The sequence below is a fragment of the Streptomyces sp. NPDC008238 genome, from assembly GCF_042956445.1.
In the GTDB taxonomy this organism is placed as follows: domain Bacteria; phylum Actinomycetota; class Actinomycetes; order Streptomycetales; family Streptomycetaceae; genus Actinacidiphila.
The window spans coordinates 12,082-36,693 of sequence record NZ_JBIBGK010000010.1 but is presented as its reverse complement, the minus strand read 5'-3'; the positions used below and the strand labels follow the sequence as shown (position 1 = coordinate 36,693).

21 protein-coding genes are annotated in these 24,612 nt (G+C 73.3%); 10 read left to right on the top strand and 11 right to left on the bottom strand.

Features of this window, described 5'->3' with window-relative positions:
* Positions 1 to 107: 107 nt before the first annotated feature.
* The 4 genes from ACFZAU_RS21565 to ACFZAU_RS21550 all read right to left on the bottom strand — a co-directional run bounded on the left by ACFZAU_RS21565 (position 108) and on the right by ACFZAU_RS21550 (position 5,951).
* On the bottom strand, positions 108 to 1,766 hold the full coding sequence (locus ACFZAU_RS21565) for an LCP family protein (RefSeq protein WP_500553542.1): 1,659 nt from the start codon (positions 1,764 to 1,766) through the stop codon (positions 108 to 110).
* A 53-nt stretch (positions 1,767 to 1,819) separates the two neighbouring features.
* The gene (locus ACFZAU_RS21560) at positions 1,820 to 3,637 is read right to left on the bottom strand and encodes an LCP family protein (protein WP_500553541.1); all 1,818 of its coding nucleotides are present in this window, start codon (positions 3,635 to 3,637) and stop codon (positions 1,820 to 1,822) included.
* 120 nt (positions 3,638 to 3,757) lie between these two features.
* Positions 3,758 to 5,068: an LCP family protein gene (locus tag ACFZAU_RS21555; protein ID WP_500553540.1), complete on the bottom strand. Its 1,311-nt coding sequence runs from the start codon at positions 5,066 to 5,068 to the stop codon at positions 3,758 to 3,760.
* Between the two features lie 130 nt (positions 5,069 to 5,198).
* On the bottom strand, positions 5,199 to 5,951 hold the full coding sequence (locus ACFZAU_RS21550) for a TIGR03089 family protein (RefSeq protein ID WP_500553539.1): 753 nt from the start codon (positions 5,949 to 5,951) through the stop codon (positions 5,199 to 5,201).
* A 116-nt stretch (positions 5,952 to 6,067) separates the two neighbouring features.
* On the opposite strand from ACFZAU_RS21550, the gene ACFZAU_RS21545 reads away from it, so the two are divergent.
* From ACFZAU_RS21545 to ACFZAU_RS21530, 4 genes are all read left to right on the top strand, one after another.
* Positions 6,068 to 7,648: a peptidoglycan recognition protein family protein gene (locus ACFZAU_RS21545; RefSeq protein ID WP_500553538.1), complete on the top strand. Its 1,581-nt coding sequence runs from the start codon at positions 6,068 to 6,070 to the stop codon at positions 7,646 to 7,648.
* 64 nt (positions 7,649 to 7,712) lie between these two features.
* A complete protein-coding gene (gene manB / locus ACFZAU_RS21540; protein ID WP_499611109.1) occupies positions 7,713 to 8,795 on the top strand; it encodes a mannose-1-phosphate guanylyltransferase in 1,083 nt (360 codons plus the stop codon).
* A 146-nt stretch (positions 8,796 to 8,941) separates the two neighbouring features.
* Complete coding sequence (locus tag ACFZAU_RS21535) at positions 8,942 to 9,919, top strand: DNA-3-methyladenine glycosylase family protein (RefSeq protein WP_500553537.1); 978 nt, start codon at positions 8,942 to 8,944, stop codon at positions 9,917 to 9,919.
* Between the two features lie 29 nt (positions 9,920 to 9,948).
* The gene (locus tag ACFZAU_RS21530) at positions 9,949 to 10,740 is read left to right on the top strand and encodes a hypothetical protein (RefSeq protein ID WP_500553536.1); all 792 of its coding nucleotides are present in this window, start codon (positions 9,949 to 9,951) and stop codon (positions 10,738 to 10,740) included.
* 93 nt (positions 10,741 to 10,833) lie between these two features.
* On the opposite strand, the gene ACFZAU_RS21525 is transcribed toward ACFZAU_RS21530, so the two are convergent.
* Together ACFZAU_RS21525 and ACFZAU_RS21520 are read right to left on the bottom strand one after the other, a co-directional pair.
* On the bottom strand, positions 10,834 to 11,019 hold the full coding sequence (locus ACFZAU_RS21525; protein ID WP_500553535.1) for a DUF397 domain-containing protein: 186 nt from the start codon (positions 11,017 to 11,019) through the stop codon (positions 10,834 to 10,836).
* Positions 11,016 to 11,882 (bottom strand): helix-turn-helix domain-containing protein, encoded by an 867-nt coding sequence (locus ACFZAU_RS21520; RefSeq protein WP_500553534.1) that lies wholly within the window; start codon positions 11,880 to 11,882, stop codon positions 11,016 to 11,018. Before ACFZAU_RS21520 ends, ACFZAU_RS21525 begins: the two co-directional genes overlap by 4 nt.
* 112 nt (positions 11,883 to 11,994) lie before the next feature.
* On the opposite strand from ACFZAU_RS21520, the gene ACFZAU_RS21515 reads away from it, so the two are divergent.
* Complete coding sequence (locus tag ACFZAU_RS21515; protein WP_500553533.1) at positions 11,995 to 12,426, top strand: ATP-binding protein; 432 nt, start codon at positions 11,995 to 11,997, stop codon at positions 12,424 to 12,426.
* Between the two features lie 33 nt (positions 12,427 to 12,459).
* On the opposite strand, the gene ACFZAU_RS21510 is transcribed toward ACFZAU_RS21515, so the two are convergent.
* Positions 12,460 to 13,110 carry a GNAT family N-acetyltransferase gene (locus ACFZAU_RS21510; RefSeq protein ID WP_500553532.1) on the bottom strand — a complete coding sequence of 217 codons (651 nt, stop codon included), beginning with the start codon at positions 13,108 to 13,110 and terminating at the stop codon, positions 12,460 to 12,462.
* Positions 13,111 to 13,190: 80 nt separating this feature from the next.
* Here ACFZAU_RS21510 and ACFZAU_RS21505 point away from each other — a divergent pair, with 80 nt between their 5' ends.
* A complete protein-coding gene (locus tag ACFZAU_RS21505) occupies positions 13,191 to 13,370 on the top strand; it encodes a hypothetical protein (RefSeq protein ID WP_500553531.1) in 180 nt (59 codons plus the stop codon).
* Here the strand turns inward: ACFZAU_RS21505 and ACFZAU_RS21500 are convergent.
* From ACFZAU_RS21500 to ACFZAU_RS21490, 3 genes are read right to left on the bottom strand one after another with little or no spacing between them, the layout of a single operon-like run.
* Positions 13,367 to 14,671: a coenzyme F420-0:L-glutamate ligase gene (locus ACFZAU_RS21500; RefSeq protein ID WP_500553530.1), complete on the bottom strand. Its 1,305-nt coding sequence runs from the start codon at positions 14,669 to 14,671 to the stop codon at positions 13,367 to 13,369. The genes ACFZAU_RS21505 and ACFZAU_RS21500 overlap by 4 nt on opposite strands.
* Complete coding sequence (gene cofD, locus ACFZAU_RS21495; protein ID WP_499611098.1) at positions 14,668 to 15,639, bottom strand: 2-phospho-L-lactate transferase; 972 nt, start codon at positions 15,637 to 15,639, stop codon at positions 14,668 to 14,670. The genes ACFZAU_RS21500 and cofD overlap by 4 nt, the downstream gene beginning before the upstream one ends.
* Before the next feature lie 25 nt (positions 15,640 to 15,664).
* Positions 15,665 to 16,174, bottom strand: coding sequence for a cysteine dioxygenase (locus ACFZAU_RS21490; protein ID WP_499611095.1), 510 nt, complete (start codon positions 16,172 to 16,174; stop codon positions 15,665 to 15,667).
* A 590-nt stretch (positions 16,175 to 16,764) separates the two neighbouring features.
* Here ACFZAU_RS21490 and ACFZAU_RS21485 point away from each other — a divergent pair.
* The 3 genes from ACFZAU_RS21485 (at position 16,765) to ACFZAU_RS21475 (ending at position 22,515) form a co-directional block, all read left to right on the top strand.
* Entirely contained in the window at positions 16,765 to 17,028 is a 264-nt protein-coding gene (locus ACFZAU_RS21485) for a WhiB family transcriptional regulator (RefSeq protein WP_018559705.1), read from the top strand.
* Between the two features lie 199 nt (positions 17,029 to 17,227).
* Positions 17,228 to 21,037 (top strand): glycosyltransferase, encoded by a 3,810-nt coding sequence (locus ACFZAU_RS21480; RefSeq protein ID WP_500553529.1) that lies wholly within the window; start codon positions 17,228 to 17,230, stop codon positions 21,035 to 21,037.
* Positions 21,034 to 22,515 carry a DUF5719 family protein gene (locus tag ACFZAU_RS21475; RefSeq protein ID WP_500553528.1) on the top strand — a complete coding sequence of 494 codons (1,482 nt, stop codon included), beginning with the start codon at positions 21,034 to 21,036 and terminating at the stop codon, positions 22,513 to 22,515. The genes ACFZAU_RS21480 and ACFZAU_RS21475 overlap by 4 nt, the downstream gene beginning before the upstream one ends.
* 35 nt (positions 22,516 to 22,550) lie before the next feature.
* On the opposite strand, the gene ACFZAU_RS21470 is transcribed toward ACFZAU_RS21475, so the two are convergent.
* The gene (locus ACFZAU_RS21470) at positions 22,551 to 23,006 is read right to left on the bottom strand and encodes a metallopeptidase family protein (protein ID WP_500553527.1); all 456 of its coding nucleotides are present in this window, start codon (positions 23,004 to 23,006) and stop codon (positions 22,551 to 22,553) included.
* Positions 23,007 to 23,308: 302 nt separating this feature from the next.
* Here ACFZAU_RS21470 and ACFZAU_RS21465 point away from each other — a divergent pair, with 302 nt between their 5' ends.
* Positions 23,309 to 23,728 (top strand): DUF3499 domain-containing protein, encoded by a 420-nt coding sequence (locus tag ACFZAU_RS21465; RefSeq protein ID WP_078619945.1) that lies wholly within the window; start codon positions 23,309 to 23,311, stop codon positions 23,726 to 23,728.
* The last annotated feature ends 884 nt before the right edge of the window (positions 23,729 to 24,612 follow it).

Here is a 24,612-nt window from a genome sequence, read left to right as displayed (position 1 = left end):
TGGAACCGGAACAGCCCTGCTCGCGAATGGTTGGAGGTCACGATACATAAACCGCGACGGGGTCAAGGCTTTGGTTTCTTATCGCCTGTGTAAAGCGAACGTGCGCATTACCCCAAACCGGGATCCCAGCGATATGGCCTGTACACGTCCATGCAGGCTGAATCATTCGCTCCGTTGAGGGCCCCGGCGCTCTTGGGCAGCGTTCCGCCGTCGTCGGCGGCACCCTGGAACGCCGTCCCGTCGCGCCAGTCGGCGCCCACGACGAGTGTGACGGAGCCGACATGTGAGGATGCCTTCACAGCGCCGCCGGGGAGCCCGAGCGCCTTCGCCACGGCGAGCGCGTCCGAGCGGCCCTGCCCGCCCTCGGCGGCCGGGTACTCGAGGACGGTGGCCGCCGTCGGCTGCGCCGTGCCGTCCGCCGTCGCCCGGCCGAAGCCGGACTGCGCCAGCACCCCGGCCAGGGCTCGCGCCCGGCCGTTGACCGGAGTCCCCGCGGCGTCGCCGGCGGTGCCGTTCACGACCGTCACCGGGATGTCCGCGGCGGGCCGGGCGGCCGGCCCGGACGGCTCGGTCCTCTCCTTCGGCTTCTTCTTGCCCTTGTCGTCGAAGGCGACGTCGTGGACCAGCCGCGACCACACCTTGGGGGCGGCCACCGGGTCCGGCATGTAGTGCTGGTCGTTCTCGGTGTCCGTGACCGGCGGCATGGTCAGCATGGTGATCCGGTCCGACGGCACGCTCTTGAGCTGCATGCCGAGGTTGAGGAGCTCCTTCGGTGTCCCTATCTCCTCCGACACCTGCAGCGCCTTGGTCGCGGCCTCGGCGAGGTCCCGCAGCCGCCCGCCGTCGGTGAACACGTTCTGCGAGCGCAGCTCGCGCACCATCGAGTTCATGTACATGTGCTGCGCCTGGGCGCGCCCGAGGTCGCTCTCGAAGGCGTGCCGGGTGCGCAGCCACTGCAGCGCCGTCTTGCCGGTGATCTTCTGCCGGCCCGCCTTCAGCTTCAGCCCCGAACCCCCCGGCTGCTGCGGGGTCGGGTGGTCCCACACGGGCTGCTTCACGCAGACGTCGACGCCGCCGATCGCGTCGGCCATCTTCACCACGCCCGCGAAGTCGATCATCATCCAGTGGTCGATGTAGACCTTGGTGAGGTTCTGCACGGTGGCGAGCGTGCACCCGGGACCGCCGCGGGCCAGGCTCTCGTTGATGATCGCGTGCGTGGTGGCGGCGTACTTCTTGCCCGTCGTCGGGTCGGTGCACGCCGGGATCGGCACCCGGGTGTCGCGCGGGATGCTCACCACGGACATGTTGCTGCGGTCGGCGGAGACGTGCAGCAGCATGATCACATCGGCGCGGGGCGGGTTGCCCTTGGTGTACTTGGCGCCGCCGAGCTTCAGGTTCTCCTCGGAGTTGCGGCCGTCGGCGCCCAGCAGCAGGACGTTCAGCGCGTTCGTCGGCGCCTTCGCCACGTCGCTGTCGCCGCTGTTCCGCTTGCCCTTGCGGATGTTGTCGCTCAGGTGCTCGTAGTACGCGTAGGCGGCGCCCGCCGTCCCGAGGACGACCACCGCGAGACCGGTCGCGGTCCACTTCAGGACCCGGCGTCCGCGCTTCGCCGGCCGCGGCCCTCCGCGGCGCCCGTCGCCGTCACCCGCGGGGTCCGTGTGCGGGGACCGCGCCGTGTCCGTGCCCCGCTCCGCCGCCCCGTCCCGCGGGTGGTCGTCGTAGAGGCTGTCGTCCCAGCCGAGATCGCGCACACGACTGTCCGTCATCGTCCGGTACCCACCCTGCCACCTCTGTCGGCCCTCGTGCCCTCAACGGGCGGCTACTTGGCGCACACGCTCTTGTCGTCGGCCTCGACCTTCTGGATGCCCTCGGGCGCCTTCGTCGGCGCGGCGATCGGCGTGCCGGCCTGCTTGAAGTCCTTTCCGAGGGTGAGGGTCATGTTGGCGCGCGGAGCGGCGTCCTCGGTGCCCTGCTGGAGCGCCGAGGCCGGCAGCCCCATCATCTCGGCCAGCCGCCGTGCCTGGTCGGCCTGGTTGGGCGCGTACTCCAGCGTCGTCTTCTTCACCTCGGCGGGCGCGTTGCCGCCGTTGGTGGAGCGGCTGACGCCCTCGTCGTTCTGCAGCCAGTTGACGGTGTCCTGGGCGGCGCCGAAGACCCCGCTGCCGTTGAACACCTCGACCCGGACGTCGATCGGGTCGGCCTTGGGGCCCTTGAGCTTGGCCGCCTGGGACGCCTTCTGCTTCTTCTTCACCTCGGTGAGTGAGATGTCGTCCTTCACCATGCTGAACAGCTGCGGCGCCTTGGTCTCGTCCAGCACCACCGTGGTGTGCACCTTCTCGGCGGGGTTGTCTATGACCGGCACCGTCGCGAAGGTGATGTTCTTGGTGTTGACCCGGCTCAGGTCCTTGGCGAGCTCGCTCAGCTTGGTCACGCTGCCGATGCCGGTGTCGACGGTGAGCGCCTTCGTCGCGGTGTTCGCCAGCTTGAGCAGCTTGGTCGGACTGGTCAGCGTGTCGCCCGACTTCATCTTGCGCATCATCGAACTGAGGAACTGCTGCTGCAGTTCGATGCGGCTCAGGTCGCCGCCGAAGCCGACGCTGTGCCGGGTGCGGACGAAGGCCAGCGCCTGCTCGCCCGCGACGGTGTGCCGTCCCTTGGCCAGCTTCAGGTGCGAGTCCGGGTCGTCGATGTCCTTGGCCAGGCACACCTCGACGCCGCCGACCGCCGTCGACAGGTCCTTCACCGCGTCGAAGTTGGCCATCATGAAATGGTCGGGGGTGATGCCGGTCAGCGCCTTGACGGTGCGCATCGTGCAGCCCGGGTCGCGGCCGTACTGGCCCAGGCTGGTGTTGAACCGGACGTCGCTCTCCGCCGGGATGATCTTCGTGGAGCCGTCGGGCTGCTTCGTCGGGCAGTCCGGGATGTCGGTGATGATGTCGCGCGGGATGCTCAGCGCCGTCGCGTTGGAGCGGTCCTTGGAGACGTGGAAGAGGATCGTGGTGTCGGCGTGGCCGACGTTGGCCGCGTCGCCGTACTTGCCCTTCAGACCCTGCCGGCTGTCGGTGCCGATGACGAGGATGTTGACCGGACCGGTGGACGTGGCGTTCTTGGAGCCGATGCCCGGGTCGATCGCGTTGATGTTGCCGTTGAGCTGCTGGTACAGGGCGTAGACGCCCACGCAGGCCGCGATGATGACGACGCCGAGCGTGCCGGCCGTCCAGATCAGGGCCCGCTTCTTCGCCGACTTCCGGGCCTTGGGGCGACGCCGGCTGGTGCGTGCGGCCGCACGGCCGCCGCCCTCGGCCCGGGCGGCCGCCCGGCCGCCGCCGGCCGCCCTTCCGGGCCCCATCGTACGGCCGTTGCCCGCAGCGCGGCCGCCGCCCGCCGCCCTGGAGCCGCCTTCGGCGGAGCGGCCGCCCTCGGCGCCGCGGCCCTCGCCCTCGGCGCCGGAACGGCCCTGTCGTGCGCGGTCGCCGCCCTGTGGCTGGACGCGCTGTGCCCGCCGGCCCGTCCCCTGCGCGGGAACGGCTCGCTCCGCCTGCTGCGGGGGGTCGAGCCGCAACTGGTAGCTGCCCGTCTCAGGATCGAAAACCCACTGATCCGCCGGGTCGACGTGCCTACGGCCTTGCGTGTCCACGGTCGATCGAGTCCTCCGTCTCGGCCGCTGCAACAGGCCGGATCGCTCACACTAACCCCACAGTTCAGCGTCTACGCCCGCCGCTGACAAATTCCGCTCCCCTACAACTGGACAAACTGTTCAATCCCCACTGCCGCCGCACACGTCGCGGTCGGCGGTGGTGCCGCGGTACGACGGGGACGCGCTCGCCGAGCCCGACGGTGTAGGAGATGCCGGAGGGGCGGTGGAGGTTCCGCCGTCCGTCGGACGGGGCGAGCCCGAGCCGGAGTCCCCGTCGCCCTCGACCGTCACCTGCCCGTCCTCGCGCAGCGTCGTGAACAGTTCGTCCGAGGCGGGCTGCACCAGTTCGTCACGGTTGGGGTCCGCGGTGTAGGGGCGCCGCGGCACGGTGAGGAAACGCACCTGGTCCGTGGGCGTCTTGCGCAGGCTCTGTGCCAGTTCGTACAGCTCGGCCAGCGAGTCCAGGCCCTCGTCCGCGGTGAGCGAGGAGGTCGCGGCGTCCAGCAGCGGGTAGAGCTTGGCGGGGTTGAGCAACACCCCCGTGGAGTCGACCTTCTGCACCAGGGAGGCGAGGAACTGCTGCTGGCGGTCCATCCGCTGGGTGTCGCTGCCGTCGCCGATGCCCTTGCGGGCGCGGACGTAGCCGAGCGCCTGCTCGCCGCGCAGCACCTGGCGCCCCGCCTCCAGGTCCAGGTGCGCGTCCTGGTCGTGCACGGCGTGCGGGACGCAGACCTCGACGCCGTCGACCGCGTCGACCATCTTCTTGAAGCCGTTGAAGTCCACCACGAGGTGGTGGTCGACGCGGATCCCGGTCAGCTTCTCCACCGTGCGGATCGTGCAGGCCGCGCCCCCGAACTCGAACGCCCAGTTGAACTGCGCGAACTGGGGGTTCGTCATGCTGCCGTCGGCCCGCCGGCACGAGGGGATGTCGACCATGAGGTCACGCGGCAGGCTGACCGCCGTCGCGGTCTTCCGGTCGGCGGCCAGGTGCAGGAGTATCGCGGTGTCCGAGCGCTGGGTGCCGGTGTCCTGGCCGTACTTGCCGTTGCCGTTGCCGCGGTCGTCCGAGCCCAGGAGCAGGATGTTCTCGGCGGTGGTCGCCTCGGGCAGCACCGTCGGCCGCTCGGACTGCACCCGCATCAGCTCGTGGGCGGTGTCCGTGTCCGTCCGGATGTTCCCGTCGAGCTGCTTGTAGACGTACCAGGAGACCCCGGCCCCGGCGAGCAGCACCAGGGAGACGACCACCCCGAGGACGCGCAGCCAGGTGCGGCGGCGCTTCCTCGGTGCGGCCTCGGCGGGTGGGGTGTCGCGCTCCGGGCTGTCGCTCTCCGGGGCGCCGGCTTCCGGGGTGTCGGTGGGTGGGGCCTCGGCCGCTGGGGTGTCGGCGGGAGGGGTGTCCTCGGCTTCCGGCGAATCGGCTGGCGTGGTCACGTCCGGGCCCGTCCTTACAGGTGCTACTGATGATCAGGTCACCTATAAAGACCGTCCAGTCCCGTCCTCGGTTGTGCGGAGTTGTTCAATTCCGTCCGAGGCGGCCGAAGACGGTGGGCCGGGCGCCCGGCTACGCCACGTGGGTCACCCGCTCGCTCTCCCGGCGCTTGTCCAGGTCGGCGGGGGGCAGCCGGTCCAGGTTGCGGCAGAGCACCACGGAGGCGTCCGCCGCCAGCGGCGCCAGCAGCCCGGCGGCCAGCCCGTCCCAGTCCTCGTACGACCGGCCCGACAGCAGCCGCGCCCCGGCCGTCAGGCCCAGGGCCGAGGCGGAGGACCGGGCCCGCCCGACCACCTCCGCGCCGGTGAGCTCCTCCCCGTCCGGCAGCTCCAGCGCCGGCGCGTCGGCGTCCACCGGCGCGTACGGGACGAAGCGGTCGCCCTGCGACGGCACCTCGACCGCGTAGTCCAGGAAACCCTCCGGGGGCTGCGGGAACCGGCCGCCCAGCGGGCGCAGCGCCAGCGCGACCCGCTCGCCGGGGCAGGCGCGGGCCGCCTCCAGCGCGTCCGGGCCGGACACCACGAGGTCGGCACCGCCCGGGTCGCCCCCGGGCACCACGACCACGCCGGTGGAGAAGCAGGCGAGCACCCATACCGCGGTCTGCCAGTGCGCCGGCAGCAGCAGTGCCGCGCGGTCACCCGGCTGGGCGCCCAGTTCGTCCTGGATGAGGTTGGCGGTCTTGGCCACCCAGTTGCCGAAGGTGGCCACCGACAGTTCGACGCGTTCGCCGGTGGCGTCGTCGTAGAAGGTGACCAGGGGCCGGGCGGGGTCCGCCGCGAGCGCGGAACGCAGCAGGTCGGCGGGTGTACGGGCAGTCGCTGTCACGCGGCCCAGGCTACGTCAGGCGGCGGCGTCCCGGGCGGCGCTGAGGGCCCGGCAGAAGAGGACGGTCCGTCAGATCCCGGCTGCGCGTTCTGGGGGCTTATGCAACCGTTCTTCCCATGCGTGCACTTCTTGCGACGTCGATCTCCGCGGCGTGCATGGCTGCCCTCGCCCTGCCGCTCGCCTTCCCCTCCGGCGCCACCGCCACCAGCGCGCCGGCGCGGGCGGCCGCCTCCGACACTCCCCCCGGCGCCACCCGCACCCTCGCGCTGGGCCCGCTCGCCACGTCCGGCCGTGTCGTCGGCGCCCCGCTCTCCCAGGGTCTGCCCGCCCGTGCCGTACGTCCGTTCTCCATGATCGGCATCACCTGGGACGACGTCGGCACCGACCTGCGCGGCACCGTCCAGGTCAGGACCCGCGCCCTCGGCACCGGGCGGTGGTCGAACTGGCGCACCGTCGAGGCGCACAACGACGACGCCCCCGACGCCGGCTCGGCCGAGGGCTCGGGCCCCGCGGTGCGCGGCTCGACCGTCCCCCTGTGGGTGGGCCGTTCCGACGGGATCGAGGTGCGGGTCGTGCCCGAGGCCCCCACCGGCGGCAGGCGCGGGGTGCAGCCCGGCCTGCCCAAGGGGCTGCGGGTGGAGATGGTCGACCCCGGGGACGCACCGGGCGACGGCCCCGGTGACGGTCCCGGCGGTGACGTGGGTGGTGACCTCGGCGGTGACCTGGGTGGTGACGTGGGTGGCAGCTACCTCGATCCCGATGCCGCCCTCGACCCCGGCCCCGCCGGACCGGGAGGCACGGGCCCCGGCGGTGACGTCACGGCAGGCGGCCCCTCCGTCCCCGGTCCCTCCGGCGGCGACCCCTTCGCCGGTGTCGGCCCCGGTGAGGGTGCCGGCCCCGCTGAGGACGGCGACCCCTTCGACGGCGTCGGACCCAGCGAGGCCGGTGACCCGCTCGGCGGAGGTCGCCCGCAGGACGGCACCACCACCGACACCGCGGCCGACCCGAGCGACACCACGGGCACCCTGGTCGAGTCCCCCTTCGTGCCCGAGCTCAGCCGGTCCCAGACCGAGGCGCTCACCGGGCAGCGCTTCACCGGCGCCCGCCCCCGCATCGTCACCCGGTTCGGCTGGGGCGCCGACGAGCAACTGCGCAACGAGGACTCCGAGTTCACGGATGCCATCAGCGCGATCTTCGTCCACCACACCGCCACCGGCAACGACTACGAGTGCTCCGACTCGCCCTCCGTCATCCGCGGTATCTACCGCTACCACGTCAAGAGCAGTGGCTGGCGCGACATCGGCTACAACTTCCTCGTCGACAAGTGCGGAAACATCTACGAAGGCCGGAGCGGCGGCGTCTCCAAGGCCGTCTTCGGCGCGCACACCCTCGGCTTCAACGAGCACACCATGGGCATCGCGGTGCTCGGCGACTACTCCGAGGAACGGCCCAGCGGCGAGGCCCTGTCGGCCGTCGCCCGGCTCGCCGCGTGGAAACTCGGAATTTACGGCCGCAACCCGGAGGGCATGACTTATCTGGTGTCCGGAGGGAGCAACAGGTACCCGAAGGGCACACGTGTCCACATGAACGTCATCTCGGGCCACCGGGACGGATTCAACACGCAATGCCCAGGAACGGTGTTGTACGACGATCTCGGCATCATCCGCCGCACCGCGGCGGGGCTCCAGGGCCGCTGATCGCACCCTGCATAGGATTGGCCGCTCATTCGTTCGGCCCGCCAGGAAGCGGAGACAAACACAGGTGACTGAAGCGATCCTCTTGGTCGGCGGCAAGGGCACCAGGCTGCGCCCCCTGACGGTGCACACCCCCAAGCCGATGGTCCCCGCGGCCGGTGTCCCGTTCCTCACCCACCAACTGGCCAGGGCGCGCGCGGCGGGCGTCGAGCACATCGTCCTGGCGACCTCCTACCTGGCCGAGGTCTTCGAGCCGCACTTCGGCGACGGGTCGGCCCTGGGGCTGCGCCTGGAGTACGTCACCGAGGACGAGCCGCTCGGCACCGGCGGCGCCATCCGCAACGTCGCGGACCGCCTGGACTCCGCCCCCGGCGACCCGGTCCTCGTCTTCAACGGGGACATCCTCACCGGCCTCGACATCGCCGGCCTCGTCGCCACCCACCGCGACTCCGGCGCCGACGTCTCCCTCCACCTGACCCGGGTCGAGGACCCGCGGGCCTTCGGGCTCGTGCCGACCGACGCCACCGGACGCGTCACCGCGTTCCTGGAGAAGCCCGAGACGCCCGAGGAGATCGTCACCGACCAGATCAACGCGGGCGCCTACGTCTTCGACCGCTCCGTCATCGACTCCATCCCCACCGGCCGCCCGGTCTCCGTCGAGCGCGAGACCTTCCCCGGCCTGCTGGCCGACGGCGCCCACCTGCAGGGCATGGTCGACTCCACGTACTGGCTCGACCTCGGCACCCCGCACGCCTTCGTCCGCGGCTCCGCCGACCTCGTCCTCGGCCACGCGCCCTCCCCGGCCGTCCCGGGCCGCTGCGGCGAACGCCTCGTCCTGGAGGGCGCCCGGATCGCCGACGACGCCAAGCTCACCGGCGGCACCGCCGTCTCCCCGGGCGCCGTCATCGGTTCCGGTGCGGTCGTCGAGGGCAGCACCGTCCTGGCCGGCGCCGTCGTGCACCCCGGCGCGACGGTCGTGGACTCCCTCATCGGCGCCGGGGCGGTCATCGGGGAGCGCACCGTCGTCCACGGATCGGTCATCGGCGACGCCGCGCGCATCGGCGCCGACAACGAACTGCGGCACGGGGTGCGCATCTGGTGCGGCGCGGTCATCCCGGACGGCGCGGTCCGCTTCTCCTCCGACCAGTAGCCGCCGTGCGCCCGGCCGGTGGGCGCGTCCCGCCCACCGGCCGGGGGGCCCGTGGCCCGTGTCCGGGCGCCGGCGGCCCCGGAAGCCGGCGGCCCCGGCGCCCGGAAAGCCCCGAAGCCCGGCGGCCCACGCCGTACGCTCGGAGGGTGCATCCCGAGCAGACCCGACTCCTCCGCGCCTCGTCCGGCCGCGTCCCCGGCCCCCGCACACCCGGCCGCACCCGCCGCTGGACCCCGCGCGGCCCCCTGGACCTCGGGCTCACGCTCGGCCCTCTGAGCCGCGGACCCGGCGACCCCGCCTTCCGCGTCGGCGCCGACCGCGCGGTCTACCGCGCCTCACGCACCCCCGAGGGCCCCGGCACCCTGCGCATCGCCCGCCCCTCCGGCGGCGAGGTCGAGGCCGAGGCGTGGGGCCCCGGCGCCGAATGGCTGCTGGACGGCCTCCCCGGGCTGCTCGGCGACACCGACGACCCCGCCGCCTTCACCGCCCGGCACCGCGTCGTCCACGAGGCCCACCGCCGCAACCCCGGCCTGCGGCTGACCCGTACCGGACTGGTGCTGGAGTCCCTCATCCCGGCGATCCTGGAGCAGAAGGTCACCTCCGACGAGGCCTACCGCTCCTGGCGGGTCCTGCTGTGGCGCTTCGGCGAGCCCGCCCCCGGCCCCGGCGAGGAACTGCGCATGCGGGTCATGCCCGACGCCCGCGGCTGGGCCATGATCCCCTCCTGGGAGTGGCACCGCGCCAACGTGGACGGCAAGCGCTCCGCCGCCGCGGTACGTGCCGCCCGCGCCGCCGCACGCATGGAGCAGGCCACCGCCCTCGCCCCCAGCGACGCCCTCGCCAGGCTCCAGGCCGTCCCCGGCATCGGCCCCTGGACGGCGGCCGAGACCCTGCAGCGCAGCAACGGCGACCCGGACGCGGTCACCGTCGGCGACCTCCACCTGCCGCACACCGTCGGCTACGCCCTCACCGGCGCCCACCGCACGGACGACGCCACCATGCTGGAGCTCCTGGAGCCCTACGCCGGCCAGCGCCACCGCGCCGCCCGGCTCATCCTCCTCACCGGCCGCCGCCCCCCACGCCGCGCCCCCCGCATGGCCCCGGGCAACATCGTCCCGCTCTGACGCGTGGGACGCCGCCCTATGCTCTGCGGGTGACGACCACGAACGCCGCCCTCGCCGACATACTCGACCGCCGGAAGCCGGAGGAGGAAGCGGAGCAACTGCTCGCCGCCGTCATCGATTTCGGCGTGTTCGTCCCCGTGGGCGACAACGGCTCGGTGATCTTCATGAAGGGACAGGACGGGGATCCCGTGCTGCCCGGTTACGTCAGCGAGGCGTGCTGTCACCAACGCCGGCCCGAAGCCGCCGCCGCCCTTCATTGCGACGTGACGCGCCTGATGGACATCCAGAAGCACACGAACACCGAGGCGCTCGCCGTCTTCTCCGAACACGGCTGGGCCACGGTTCCCTTCGCCCTGGTGGCACACACCCTGCGCACCCGGGGCATGCGCCTGACGAGCGAGCGCACCGTGAGGTACAGCTGGTCCACGCATCCGATGGCCGTGGCGCTGCGCGACACGGTCCGCGACCGGCTCCTGGACTTCCCCGGCATCGGGTGCGTGTGGATCGCCGAGGTCCGCTGGATGGACACGGGCGCGGAACAGCTCATGCTCCACCTGGCGCTCACGAACGCCGCGCAACCGGGCACGGCCGACGCCCTGATGGAGGACGTGCTCTCGGCGATCGCCCTCGGCCCCGAGACCCGCGAGGTCGTCGTACGGGTCCTGCGCCCGGAATCCGACGCCGATGCAGCCGCCGCGCGCGAACTCGACACGATGGGCCTGGACACCGTGCGCGCGGACCATGCCGCACGCCGCGTCGAGGTGATCTCGCGCGAGTACGACGTGGCACCCGAGCGGCCGCGCCGCTGGTGGCGCCGGTAGGCGCGCTGCCGGACGGGGAGATCGACGCGGTCCGGGGCGACCGCGACCGCGTGGTCACCCTCCGGCCGAGGCCCGGAGGCCGGCAGACAGCCGCTAGAGCCCGGCGGCGAAGCCGACGAAGGCGGCCCACTCGGCGGAGGTGAAGTCCAGCCCCGGCCCGTCCGGGTCCTTGGAGTCCCGCACGTGCACGATCCCCTGCCCGACGGCGACCTCGACGCATTCGCCGCCCTCGCCGCCGCTGTGGCTGCTCTTGAACCAGGTGAGTGTTTCCGTGTTCATAGCTCTCCCAGCGTCTTCTCGATCAGGGCCAGCGACTCCCGTGGCGTGAGCGCCCGTGCCCGGAGGATGCCATATCGCGATGCCATGAGACGCACCTCTTCCGGGTCGACGATCAGGCGGCTGTACCCCTGGACTTCCGTGTAGGCCACTTGTGGCCTCTCCCTCGGGACCAGCAAGGTGAAGGCCCCGTCGTTGCTGGGATGTTCCTCCCGGTCGGTCGGCATCACCTGAAGCTCCACGGTCCGCAGGCGGCCGATGCGCAGGAGCTGTTCGAGCTGGACCTTTTGTACGGCGTGCCCGCCGAGAGGACGCTGGAGGACGACCTCCTCCATCACGAAGCTCGCGACCGGCCCGGGCCACCGTTCGAAGACCGCTTGTCGTGACAGACGATCGGTGACCCGCCGCTCGATCGTCTCGTCGTCCAGCAACGGCCTGCGCATGGCGAACACAGCCCGTGCGTATTCCTCCGCCTGCAGCAGTCCGGGGACGATCTGATTGCTGTAGAAGTGCAGCTCCACCGCCTCCGCTTCCAGGCGCGCGTAGTCCCGGAACCATGACGGGTGCCGGACGCGGGTCTTCGCCCTGGCGCGAACGACGTCCTCCGTCGCTGCCCGCAGCAGCCCGCCCGCGCCCAGCAGTTCGTCCGCGGCGGCCAGGAACTCCGGCTGCGGGACCCTGCGGCCGCGCTCCAGCGACGAGATCTGCTCCTCCCCGTACCCCAGGCGTTCGCCCATCTCGCGCTGCGTGAGCCCGGCCCGCTCGCGCAGCAGCTTGACCTGCTTGCCGAGCGCCCGGAACAGATCGGCCGCCGCGTCCGCGTCCTCCGGGGGCGGCGGGCGCTCCTCCCGTGTGACATCGTCCATGCGTCCCCGTTCCCCGGACATCCGTACCGACAACGCAGCGCATCCGTACAAGCGCACTCTGTACCGGCGCCGCTGCTGGTCAGGGTAGGGCGCGGCGACCACGCTCGGTGAGGTGAACGCCGAAATCATCACTCCCGCCGCCGAGTTCAGGCAGCTCATCAGCGCCACCCGTGCAGGGGCCCGTCTCGCCCGCCACCTGACGCTGCGCAGGCTCGGCGAGTGGGGCATCCCGCGCGGCAGCGACGTCTCCGACCGGGCCGCGGCGATCGTCGCCGAACTGGCTGCCAACGCCGTCACCCACGGCCGCGTGCGAGGCCGCTGCTTCGAGCTCCGCCTGATCCTCACCGCGCGGCGGCTCCGCGTCGAAGTCGGCGACACCTGTGGTGAGCGGATGCCGCACCTGCCGGCCGCCGCCCCGGGCCCGGAGGCGGAATCGGGGCGCGGCCTGCTGCTGGTGGAGGCGCTGGCGGACCGGTGGGACGTCGTGGACCGGTCTCCCGGCAAGACGGTCCGGGCTGACGTCGAACTCCCTGTCGGCGACTGACCGACGCCTGTGTCAGAGCACAGCTCGGCGGCGTTAGCCGTCCCCGGCGCCGAAGAGGTCCCGGCACGGCTCCAGCCCGTGGAACTCGACGGGAACGGACCGGTGCGCCTCCCAGTCCGCGCGGTCCAGGCGGAGCCGGTGCAGGGTCCGGGCGGAGCCCTTCACCGCCGCCACGTCCACACCGTCGAAGCGGTACCCGAGCTTGTCGGAGACCCGGCGGGAAGCGGGGTTGTCCGTCATCGCCGCGGACGTCACGCAGTGGGCGCCGAGTCCCTCGAAGGCCAGGTGCAGCACCGCGGCCCGCATCTCCGTGCCGATGCCCCGGCCCTGGTGGGCCAGCCCCAGCCACGAGCCCGTCCGGGCCTCGCGGGTGACGGAGAAGTCGTCCGCGCACAGGTCCTGCCGTCCGACGACCTCTCCCTCGCAGCGCACGGCCAGGCTCAGCGTCCACGCCTCCGGACGCCAGGCCGCTACCGTCCCCAGCACGTGCTGGAACGTGGCCCGCTCACGCTCGCGCGGAGGCGCGTCGGTCCATGGGACGGTGAAGGGCATACGGGCCTCGTCGTGGACGCCGGCGGCGGCGACGCCCGCCAGTCGCGCGAGTCCCGCCAGGTCCGGCAGGCCCAACTCCAGCCGCGGGGTGGTGATCCGGAGTGCGTACAGGGGCCACACATGCTCTTCCATGCCCGGAGCCTGCCCCCGCGCCCGGCCGGACGTCGACCCGATTTCCCGGGCGCCGTGCCCCGCGAAAACCGCTTGCGCGGGTGTCGTGCGCGCCCGGCACACTGCGGCTGGACCACTGCTGCGGGCTGTGGATGATGTACGACGGCAGGCTCACCGAGGTGCCCCTGCTCCGGGCGGAGCGTCATCCGTACCGGAACAGCGTCACCGGCCTCCTCAGCCGGACCGACCACACCCGCGACGGCGTCCCGAAGGACGCCTAGCGCACCTCGATGAACGCCTCCGCGCTCCGCCTCGGACGCTCCTTCGGGGGCGCCGCGGGGCGGCCGATCGCGACGGCACCCATCGGGTCCCAGTCGTCCGGCAGGTCCAGCACCTCGCGCACCACGTCGCGGCAGAACATCGTGGACGACACCCACGCCGACCCCAACTGCTCGCCGGCCAGGGCGACGAGGAGGTTCTCCACGGCCGCCCCCATGGCGACCACGAACATCTCGCGCTCCGCCGCCGACCGCCGCGCGTCCGGGTAGTCGTGCGCCCCGTCCGCGACCAGGCAGGGCACCACCAGGTACGGCGCCCGGCGCAGCACGTCGCCTCGGCGGACCCGCTTGGCGATGGACTCCTCGCTGCGGCCGTCGCGGCGCAGGTCCGCGATCCAGGCGTCGCGCATGGCGTCCAGCAGCCGGACCCGCGCCTGCTCCGACTCCAGCAGCACGAAGCGCCACGGCGTCGTGTGGTGCGGTGCCGGCGCGGTGACGGCGAGGGCGACGGCGCGCCGTACGGCGGCCCCGTCGACGGGCTCGTCGGTGAAGTCGCGGATGGTGCGCCGCAGGGAGACGGCCTCGCGCACGGCCTCCGAAGTGCCCAGCCGGAACATGTCGTCGGCGGCGGGCCGGACGAGGGCGCGGCCGCCGGCGCCGTCCTCCTCCGCGGGCAGCACCAGGCGCTCCAGACCCCGGACGACGGCGACCGGCGACCCGGTGGCCTTGCCCTTCACCAGGTCCCCGGCCGCGGCGAGCTCGTCGGCCAGGGCCGTGACCGTGACGGCCAGTTCGTTGCCGTGGGAGTCCGTCGCCCCCCGCAGGTCGTCCAGCACACGCAGCCCGGCCGCGCCGATCGCGACGTCGGTCAGGCCCTCGCGCCAGGGCCGCCCGAAGGTGTCGGTGACGACCACGGCGACGTTGACGCCGAGCGCGTCCCGCACCCCCGCCCGGATCGTACGGGCGGAGGCGTCCGGGTCCTCGGGCAGCAGCAGCACCGTGCCGGGGGCCGTGTTGGAGGCGTCCACGCCGGCCGCGGCCATGACGAAGCCGTGCCGGGTCTCCACGATCCGGGTCGGCCCGCGGCGCGCGACGAGCCGCACCGCCTCCGCGTCGATCGCCGCCTCGCGGTCGGCGGCGCGCACGACGCGTCCCTCCGCCTTGCTGACGATCTTCGAGGTGACGACGAGGACGTCGCCGTCCGCCAGTTCCGCCGCGTTCGCCGCGATCAGCTTCGCGATGTCCGCGCCGGGCCCGACCTCGGGCAGGCCCGCGACCGTCCACACACGGAAGGACGCGATCACGCCCGCACCTCCCCGGCCAGCGTCAGCGCCTCGCGGGCCATCGCGGCCGTCGCGTCCAGGTCCGTCATCATCAGCGGCACGGCCCGGCAGCGGATGCCCGCGGCCTCGACCTCCGCCACCGAACCGGCGTCGACCGTGTCGACCAGCCAGCCGTCCAGCAGCCCCGAGCCGTAGTGGGCGGCGACCGCCGCCGCCGTGGACTCCACGCCGACCGCCGCCAGCACCTTGTCGGCCATGCCGCGCACCGGTGCGTCGCCGACGATGGGGGAGAGGCCCACCACCGGCACGCCCGCCTCGGCGATGGCCTCGCGGATGCCGGGCACGGCCAGGATCGTGCCGACCGACACCACCGGGTTGGACGGCGGGAAGAGGATGACGTCCGCCTCCGCGATCGCCTCGAGCACGCCGGGCGCGGGCTTGGCGCCCTCCGCGCCGACCGGCAGCACCGCGTACGCCGGGACGGAGGCCCGCAGCCGCACCCAGTACTCCTGGAAGTGGACCGCCTTGCGTCCGCCGCCGGGGCCCGCGTCCGGGTCGTCGACGACGACGTGCGTCTCGATCCGGTCGTCCGTCATCGGGATCAGCCGCACCCCTGGCTGCCAGCGCGCACACAGCGCCTCCGTGACCGCGCTGAGTGGGTAGCCCGCGCCGATCATCTGGGTGCGCACGATGTGGGTCGCGAAGTCGCGGTCGCCCAGGCCGAACCACTCGGGTCCGACGCCGTAGGCGGCCAGCTCGTCCTTGACCGTGAACGTCTCGTCGGCGCGGCCCCAGCCCTGCTCCTCGTGGATCCCGCCGCCGAGGGTGTACATGACGGTGTCGAGGTCGGGGCAGACCTTGAGGCCGAACAGGTGGATGTCGTCGCCGGTGTTGCCGATGACGGTGACGTCCGCCTCCGGCGCCGCCGCCTTCAGACCGCGCAGGAAACGGGCTCCCCCGATGCCGCCGGCCAGTACCACGATTCGCATGCGGACAGTCTGTCAGCCCGCCGCGTCAGCCTGCGAACGTCCCCTCGGCCGCCGGCTTCCCCGGGGTGCAGGCGTACGGGGTCATCTCCGTCAGGCCGGGGAAGTAGACGTGCAGGCTGACCGCGCCTTCCAGGGAGTCGTTGACCACCTCGTGGACGTAACCGGGGGCGAACACCCGCTGGTGCCCCGGCAGGAGTGAACGGCGGGTCTCGCCGTTGCCGCCGAGGGCGCGCTCGGTCAGTCCGCCCTCCAGGACGGTGAGCACCCCCGAGGAGCGGCCGTGGTCGTGCAGACCGCTGCCCTGGCCGGGGACCCAGCTGAGCAGCCAGACCTCGTACCCGGGCCCGGTCTCCAGGCGGTCGTACCAGCGGGTGGTGGCGTCGTAGCGGACGCGCGGCGCCCAACGGGCGCGGTCCGCCGCGATCTTGCGCGCCAGTCCGGCGAATTCCGCGACCGTGCCGGGGTAGGCGGGAGCAGGCGGAAGGAGGTGGGGAATGGCGAGGGGGTCGCCGGCGATCGAGACGTCGCTGTTCATGGGTGCGGGAGTTCCTACGGGAAGTGAGGAGCGTCAGGCATGCGCATGAGGCTGTGCGGGCTGGGAAGTGTCCTTCAGCGGCAACAGCTGGAACAGCGACAGTGAGCTTCCACGGCACGACGGAACTCGCCGAGGCGGCGGGTCCGGGTGGGCACGTGGGTCACTGGCATGCGCTCTAGCACACCGGGTCCCCGGCGGCCTGTCAACTTGATGTCGGGTTTGTCGTAAATCTTTCACCTGATCCGGCTATTCAGCGTGGTGAAAGGTTTGTGTGCAGAACACCCAGGAAAAGTGCCGACGCAACCACACGGGTACGCAGGAACGTCTCCTCGTGAAACGTCGTTGTGTTTTCGTGATCGCATCGTGATCGCCACCCTTCAGGGGCCGCGACCGCGGTTGACGTATGCGGACGTTTGGGCTGATTTGAACACTTTCTGTCAGGCCTTGGTTCCGCAGGGTGAATAACGGGCCCAATAGCAGATCTCGGCTTGACTGGCCCGTATCGGCACACTTGTAATTTCACTCGTGTCGTTCGACCGTCGCAGGTAACGGCAACATCACGGGGACGCGAAAACAGACGAGGGGCGCGCATGACCGAGCTGTTCCAGCTGTTGCTGGCCGAAGAGGCCGACGAAGAGCTCGGGTGGCAGGAGCGCGCGCTGTGCGCGCAGACCGATCCCGAGTCCTTCTTCCCGGAGAAGGGCGGCTCCACCCGCGAGGCCAAGAAGGTCTGCCTCGCCTGCGAGGTCCGCTCCGACTGCCTGGACTACGCCCTCGCCAACGACGAGCGCTTCGGCATCTGGGGCGGGCTGTCCGAGCGCGAGCGCCGGCGCCTGAAGAAGGGCGTCGTCTGACGCCCCTTCGTACGGCAGCCGCGCGGTGACCGCAGGGCGACCGCACGGCGTCCGCACGGTTCGCGCCCGTCACGGCAGGCTTCGTCGGCATATGTGCCCCGGACCCGGAAGGGCCGCCTCCCGCAACCGTTAGTGTGGGGGCCCGTCCGAGACGCCCAAGGCGTCGTCCGAAGTCCAGCGAACCGGGGCCCGAACCTCGATGTCCGTGAACAGTTCAGCCGGGACTCAATACGCCGCCCAGGCACCGGAGTTCCCGCGCCACGTCGTCACCGCCGTGCTCGTCTCCCATGACGGTGCCCGCTGGCTGCCCAACGCGCTCTCGGGCCTGGTCTCCCAGGACCGCCCGGTCCAGGACGTCATCGCCGCCGACACCGGCAGCAGCGACGACTCCGCCCGTCTGCTCGCCGAGAGCCTCGGCGACCACCGCGTCCTGCACCTGGCCCGCCGCAACGGCTTCGGCGCCGCCGTCGACGAGTGCGTCCGCGCCGCCGAGCCCCTGACCGCGGAGCAGCTGCCCTACCTGGCACGGCGCAGCAGCTGGGACCCGGCCACCCGCACCTGGAACGACGACGCCTACGACGAGCCCGAGCAGCCGCACGGCGAACCCGTCCAGTGGCTGTGGCTCCTGCACGACGACTGCGAGCCCGCCCCGGACGCCCTCCTCAACCTGCTGCGCGTCGCCGACTCCTCGCCCTCCGCCGCGATCATCGGCCCCAAGCTGCGCAGCTGGTACGACCGGCGCCAGCTGCTGGAGGTCGGCGTCTCCATCGCCCGCAGCGGCCGCCGCTGGACCGGCCTGGAGCGCCGCGAGCAGGACCAGGGCCAGCACGACCAGGTCCGCCAGGTGCTCTCCGTCTCCAGCGCGGGCATGCTGGTGCGCCGCGACGTGTGGGAGGACCTCGGCGGATTCGACCGCCGGCTGCCCCTCATGCGCGACGACGTCGACTTCTGCTGGCGCGCCCAGTCCGCCGGCCACACCGTCCTCGTCGCCCCCGACGCCGTCCTGCGGCACGCCGAGGCCGCCTCCCGCGAGCGCCGCCCCGTCGACTGCGCCGGCCGCTCCGCGGTCGACCCGCACCGCGTCGACAAGGCGGGCGCCGTCTACACGCTGCTGGCCAACACCCGCGGCGCGCTGCTCCCGTACGTCTTCGCGCGCGTCGTGCTCGGCACCGTGCTGCGCACCCTCGCCTACCTCGTCGGCAAGGTCCCCGGACAGGCCGTCGACGAGATCACCGGCCTGCTGTCGGTCCTGCTGCGCCCCGGCCGCCTCCTCGGCGCCCGCCGCCGGCGCTCCCGGGCCGTCGTACCGCCCTCCGAACTCCGGCCGCTCTTCCCGCCGCCCGGCGCGACCGTACGGGCCACCGTCGAGCAGGTCGTCAGCAACGTCTCCGGCCGCGCGGCCGCCGACGCCTCCTCCGCGGGACGCCACGGCGGCGGCCTGGAGTCCGGGCCCAGCGGTGGCGACGACGACGGCGAGTACATGGACGTCGAGCAGTTCGCGCTGCTCAAGCGCATCGCCCGGCAGCCCGCCCCGATGCTCTTCGCCGTCCTGCTGCTCTTCTCCCTCATCGCCTGCCGTGCGCTCCTCGGCGGCGGCGCGCTGTCCGGCGGCGCACTGCTGCCCGCCGCCTCCGACGCCTCCGACCTGTGGGGTTCCTACCTCGGCGGCTGGCACTCCCTCGGCGCCGGCAGCACCGAGAGCGCGCCGCCGTACCTGGCGATCGTGGCCACCCTGTCGAGCATCCTGCTCGGCAGCTCCGGCCTCGCCCTGACCGTGCTCCTGGTCGCCTCGGTGCCGCTCGCCGGCCTCAGCGCCTACTTCGTGTCGCGGCCGCTGGTCGACTCCCGCCTGCTGCGCGCCTGGGGCGCCGTCGCGTACGCCTTCCTGCCCGCCGCCACCGGCGCGCTTGCCGGCGGCCGGCTCGGCACCGCCGTCCTGGCTATCCTGCTGCCGCTCATGGCCCGCGCCGCCGTCTCCGCCGCGGGACTGCGGATGTCCGCCGACGCCGTCGAGCGCGGCCTGCGGCCCGGCTGGCGCGCCGCCTGGGCGGTCGCGCTGCTGCTGACCGTCACGACCGCGTTCACCCCCATCACCTGGCTGATCGCGCTGGTGCTCGCCGGCGTCGCCATCGCCACGCGCGTCGTGCGCGGGCAGGGCCGGCTCCTCGTCCCGCTCGCCCTGCGGGCCGTGGCCGTGCTCGGCGCCCCCATGGTGGTCCTCGCGCCCTGGTCGCTGGGGCTGCTCACGCACCCCCGCCGCTTCCTGGACGAGGCCGGCCTGCCGTTCGGCGCCCAGTCGGCCGGCGCCACCGACCTGCTGCTGATCAACCCCGGCGGCCCCGGCGCCACGGGCGGCTACCTGCTCGCGGGCATCGTGCTGGCCGCGCTGGCCGCACTGGTGCGCGCCGAGCGCCGCTCGGCCATCGTCACCGCCTGGGTGGGCGCCCTGACCGGCCTGGTCTTCGCGGTCCTCGCCAACACCGCCGCCTGGGCCGGCCCCGCCACCCTCGTCTACGGCTTCGCCCTGCTGGCCGCCGCCGCGGTCGGCGCCGAGCGCGCCCAGGAGCGGCTCGCCGCCTCCGGCTTCGGCTGGCGCCAGCCCGTCGCCGCGCTCGTCGCCCTGGCCGCAGTGCTCGCGCCGCTGTCCGCCGCCGTCGGCTGGATGGCCGGCGGCGCCGACGGCCCGCTGGAGCGCCGCGACCCCACCCAGGTGCCCGCCTTCGTCGCCGAGGAGAGCACCACCCGGGACCAGGCCCGCACCCTCGTCCTGTCGGGCACGCCCGCCCATGTCTCGTACGCCCTCGTCCGCGGCGCCGGCGCCCGCCTCGGCGACGCCGAGATCGCCGCCGCGGACGGTGGCGACGCCCGGCTCGCCAAGATCGTCGGCAACCTGGTGGCGGGCTCCGGCGCCGACCAGGCCAGCCAGCTCGGCGGCTACGCCGTCCGCTACGTCCTCGTCCAGAGCGGCGCCCCGCGCGAGGTCGGCCGCACCCTCGACAGCACGCCGGGCCTGTCCCGGCTCAGCCAGGCCGACGGCAGCGCCCTGTGGCGGGTCGACGACGACGTCGCACGCGTCACGATCGTCGAGCCCTCCGGCGGCAAGGACTCCGGCAGCAGCGAGGACAGCTCCGGCGAGGACGGCTCCGGTGAGGACACCGGGGCCCCCGCCGGCACCGTGACCGTCGCCTCCGGCAAGGTCGAGGCCCACACCACCGTCCCCGCCGGCACCGACGGCCGCGTGCTGCGCATCGCCGACCGCGCCGCCCCCGGCTGGACCGCCACCCTCGCCGGCAAGGAACTCACCGCCACCACCGTCGACGGCTGGGCCCAGGGCTTCCGGCTCCCCGCCAACGGCGGCCGGCTCGACCTCGTCTACGACGACCCGTTCACGCACACCGTGTGGCTGTGGGTCCAGGGCTTCCTCGGCCTGGTGCTCGTCGTCATGGCCCTGCCGGGCCGGCGCCGCGAGGTCGACGACGACCTGCCCGACGCGGAGCCCGAGCCCGTGCTCGCCGCCGCGGGCGCCGGCATCCCGTCGCAGGGCGGCGACGGCCGCCGCGCCCGCCGGCTGCGCGCCGCCGCCGAGGCCGAGGGGGAGTCGGAGGCGGACGACGCCCCCGACGAGCCCCGGGCCGCCGAGCCCGCCCGGCACGAGCAGGCCGAGTACGCGCAGTACGCCGAGTACGACCCGTACGCCGCCCCGCAGCAGGACGACCCGTACGGCCAGGAGCAGTGGGCCGCGGAGTACCAGAGCAGCTACGGCTACGAGCAGCCCGCCCAGCAGCAGGAGCAGGTCTACGACCCGTACGGCTACGGGCAGCAGTCCTCGCAGCCCGGCTACGACCGGCAGGGCTACGAGCAGGAGCCCCAGCAGCCGCAGGGCTACGAGCAGCAGCCCCAGCAACAGCAGCAACAGGGCTACGACGCCTCGTACGCCCCGTACGGCACCTATGACACGGACGCGTACGACACGGACGGCTACCGCCGCGACGGGAGCAACCAGCAGTGAACCGCAGCACCCTCTCCCTGATCGGCGTCACCGCCGCCCTGGCCGCGGTCGCCGGCGTCGCCACCGTCTCCGGCGCGGGCACCCCGGACGCGGCGCCCGCCGTGAGCGCGGCGCGACTGCCCGTCGAGCGGTCCACGCTGACCTGCCCGGCGCCGTCGGACTCCGACTTCGCCTCGACCACCTACACCGCCTTCACGCCCAAGGGCGTCTCCGCCGGCTCGGGCGGCACCGCCGCCCTGCTGCCCGCCGCCGGCCAGGACGGCAAGGCCCCCGCCAAGCGCAAGCCGGTCGCGCCGCTGAAGGAGGCGGGCACGCCCGTCACCGCGGTCACCGAGGCCACCGACGCCCCCGCCCTCATCGGCACCGCCGACGGGGCGCTCGCCCCCGGCTGGACCGTGCAGCAGACCACGGTCGTCGACGCGGGCCCGGCCCGGGCGGTGCTCGGCACCTCCTGCGCCGTGCCGGACAGCGAGTTCTGGTTCCCCGGGGTCAGCACCGGCGCCGACCGGCAGGACTACGTCCACCTGACGAACCCGGACGACACCGCGGCCGTCGTCGACCTGCGGCTCTACGGCGACAAGGGCGAGGTCAAGACCACCACCACCGACGGCATCACGGTGCCGCCCGGCGCGACCGTGCCCGTCCTGCTCTCCACGCTCACCACGGAGAAGACCGACGCCCTCACCCTGCACGTCACCGCCCGCAGCGGCCGGGTCGGCGCCACGGTGGAGGCCGAGGACGCCAAGGCGGGCGGCGACTGGCTGCCCGCCTCCACCGACCCGGCCGCCGGCGCCGTCATGCCCGGCATCCCCGGCGACGCCTCCTCCGTGCGCCTGGTGGTCTTCGCGACCGGCGACAGCGACGCCGACCTCAAGCTGCGGCTCGCCTCCTCGGGCGGCGAGATCACCCCGGCCGGGCACGAGACCGTCCACGTCAAGAGCGGTATGACCACCGCCGTCGACCTCGGCGACGTCACCAAGGGCGAGGCCGGCTCCCTCGTCCTCAGCCCGACCGACCCCTCCGACGACGCCCCCGTGGTCGCCGCCCTGCGGATCACCCGCGGCAAGGGCGACAATCAGGAGACGGCCTTCGTGTCCGCCACCGCCCCCATCGGCGACCGCGCCAGCGCCGCCGACAACCGCACCAAGGGCTCGACGCTCGCCCTCACCGCGCCGGAGGGCGACGCCACCGTACGGGTCGTCACCTCCGCCTCGACGAAGGGCGGCGAGGCCGTCACCAAGAACGTCCCGGTCAAGCGCGGCACGACGGTCGTCCTGTCGCCGCCTGCCCCCTCGTCCGGCAAGGGCTCCTTCGCCGTCACCGTGCAACCGGCCTCGGGCGGCCCCGTCTACGCCTCGCGGATGCTCGCCCTGCCGGAGGGCGGCGTCCCGATGTTCACCATCCAGACGATGCCGGACGACCGCGGCCTGGTCGCCGTCCCGAAGTCGGAAGAGGACCTGTCCATCCTGAACCGCTGACGGCCCCCGCGCGCCCGGCCCCCGGCGCGGGGAGGCTAGCCCTCCCCGTACCGGGGGTCGACGTTCTCCGGCGACAGCCCCAGCAGCTCGGCGACCTGCTCCACGACCACGTCGTGCACCAGCAGGGCCCGCTCCTCGCGGCTCTTGGCCCGGATCTCCACCGGCCGCCGGTACACCACGATGCGGTGCGGGTTGCCCTTGTGCCCGCCGAGCAGGCGCCCCAGCGGCACCCCGTCGTCGAACCGGCCGTCGGCCGCGGCGCCGTCGGCGGCACCGTCCACCGGCCAGGGCACCTCCTGCACCGCGAACTCCACCTCCGCCAGCTGCGGCCAGCGCCGCTCGAGCCGGTCGGCCGCGTCGCGCACGAGGTCGTCGAAGGCGTCGGCGCGGGTGCGCGCCAGCGGCACCTGCGGGGGCGCGAGGGGGCCACGCATGCCGCGGCCGTGTCGGTCGCGGTGGCGTTGGCGCGGTGCGGGCGAAGGGGTGTCCATCACCTCTGAGAGTAGCCGTCGGGAGCCCCGGGTATGCGGCTCCGTGACCGCTGCCACCACCACGGGGTACGAGGACGGGACATCCCCGTCGATGTCGCAGAATGTACGGTCGCCGACCCCCTGAGCCCGAGCGATTCCTCTGCCCTGACCGCTTCGCCGATCGCTGTTGGCATCATTTGCGGCGATTGGTGATCGATGCGCCCGCGGGGGCATCCGCACATTTCCGGCCCTTCGCAGGTCAGCTGCCTCGGGCACAGGTCGGACCTTCCCGGCCAACCCGGACGACACGACGGGGTGAGCTCCTGGGGAGTCGTCGCGGCCCGCTCAAGAGTGCGGTACCGTCCAACGTCGTGAGCCTTGTACGTCGCTGTTCGCGCACCGCGTGTGGCCGTCCCGCCGTCGCGACGCTGACGTACGTCTACGCGGACTCCACCGCCGTCCTCGGACCGCTCGCCACCTACGCGGAACCCCACTGCTACGACCTGTGCTCCGAGCACTCCGAGCGCCTCACCGCCCCCCGCGGCTGGGAAGTCGTACGGCTCGCCACCGACACCGGCCCCACCCGCCCCAGCGGCGACGACCTCGAAGCGCTCGCCAACGCCGTGCGCGAGGCCGCCCGCCCCCAGGAACGCGAGGGCAACGGCACCAACGGCCGAGGCGGCGACCCCATGGAGATCGCCCGCCGCGGCCACCTCCGCGTCCTCCGCTCCCCCGACTCCTGACGCCTGCCGGCCGGACTCCCCGCCGGCACCCCCGGCATCGGCACGGCCCACCCGACCTGCCCGGCCCCGGCAGGCACCTGTGGCCCTACCCGTCCCGGGCCTTGGCGGTGGTTCGGCGTGTGGTGGACTTCCCGGTCGGCGCCCCGGGGCGGCACCTTGCGTGCGACTCCTGACCGGCAGTGTCGGCTGCCTCTTCGCTGGTCCCATGGCACTTCGTGGTGGTGCCTCCGGTCGGGTACGAGCGGCCGCCTTGTGTCCACGTCCTGACCGGCACCTGTGGCCCTACCCGTCCCGGGCCTTGGCGGTGGTTCGGCGTGTGGCGGACTTCCCGGTCGGCGCCCCGGGGCGGCACCTTGCGTGCGACTCCTGACCGGCAGTGTCGGCTGCCTCTTCGCTGGGTTCCTGGCTCTCCGTCGTGGTGCCTCCGGTCGGGTACGACCGGCCGCCTTGTGTCCACGTCCTGACCGGCACCTGTGGCCCTACCCGTCCCGGGCCTTGGCGGTGGTTCGGCGTGGTGGACTTCCCGGTCGGCGCCCCGGGGCGGCACCTTGCGTGCGACTCCTGACCGGTACCGGCGGCTGCCTCTTCGGTGGGTTCCTGGCTCTCCGTCGTGGTCCCTCCGGTCGGGTACGACCGGCCGCCTTGTGTCCACCTCCAGCCGGCGCCTCTCGCCCTACCCGTCCCGGGCCTTGGCGGTGGTTCGGCGTGTGGCGGACTTCCCGGCCGGCGCCCCCGGGCGGGCACCGTGCATGCGACTCCTGACCGGTACCGGCGGCTGCCTCTTCGCTGGGTTCCTGGCTCTCCGTCGTGGTCCCTCCGGTCGGGTACGACCGGCCGCCTTGTGTCCACCTCCAGCCGGCGCCTCTCGCCCTACCCGTCCCGGG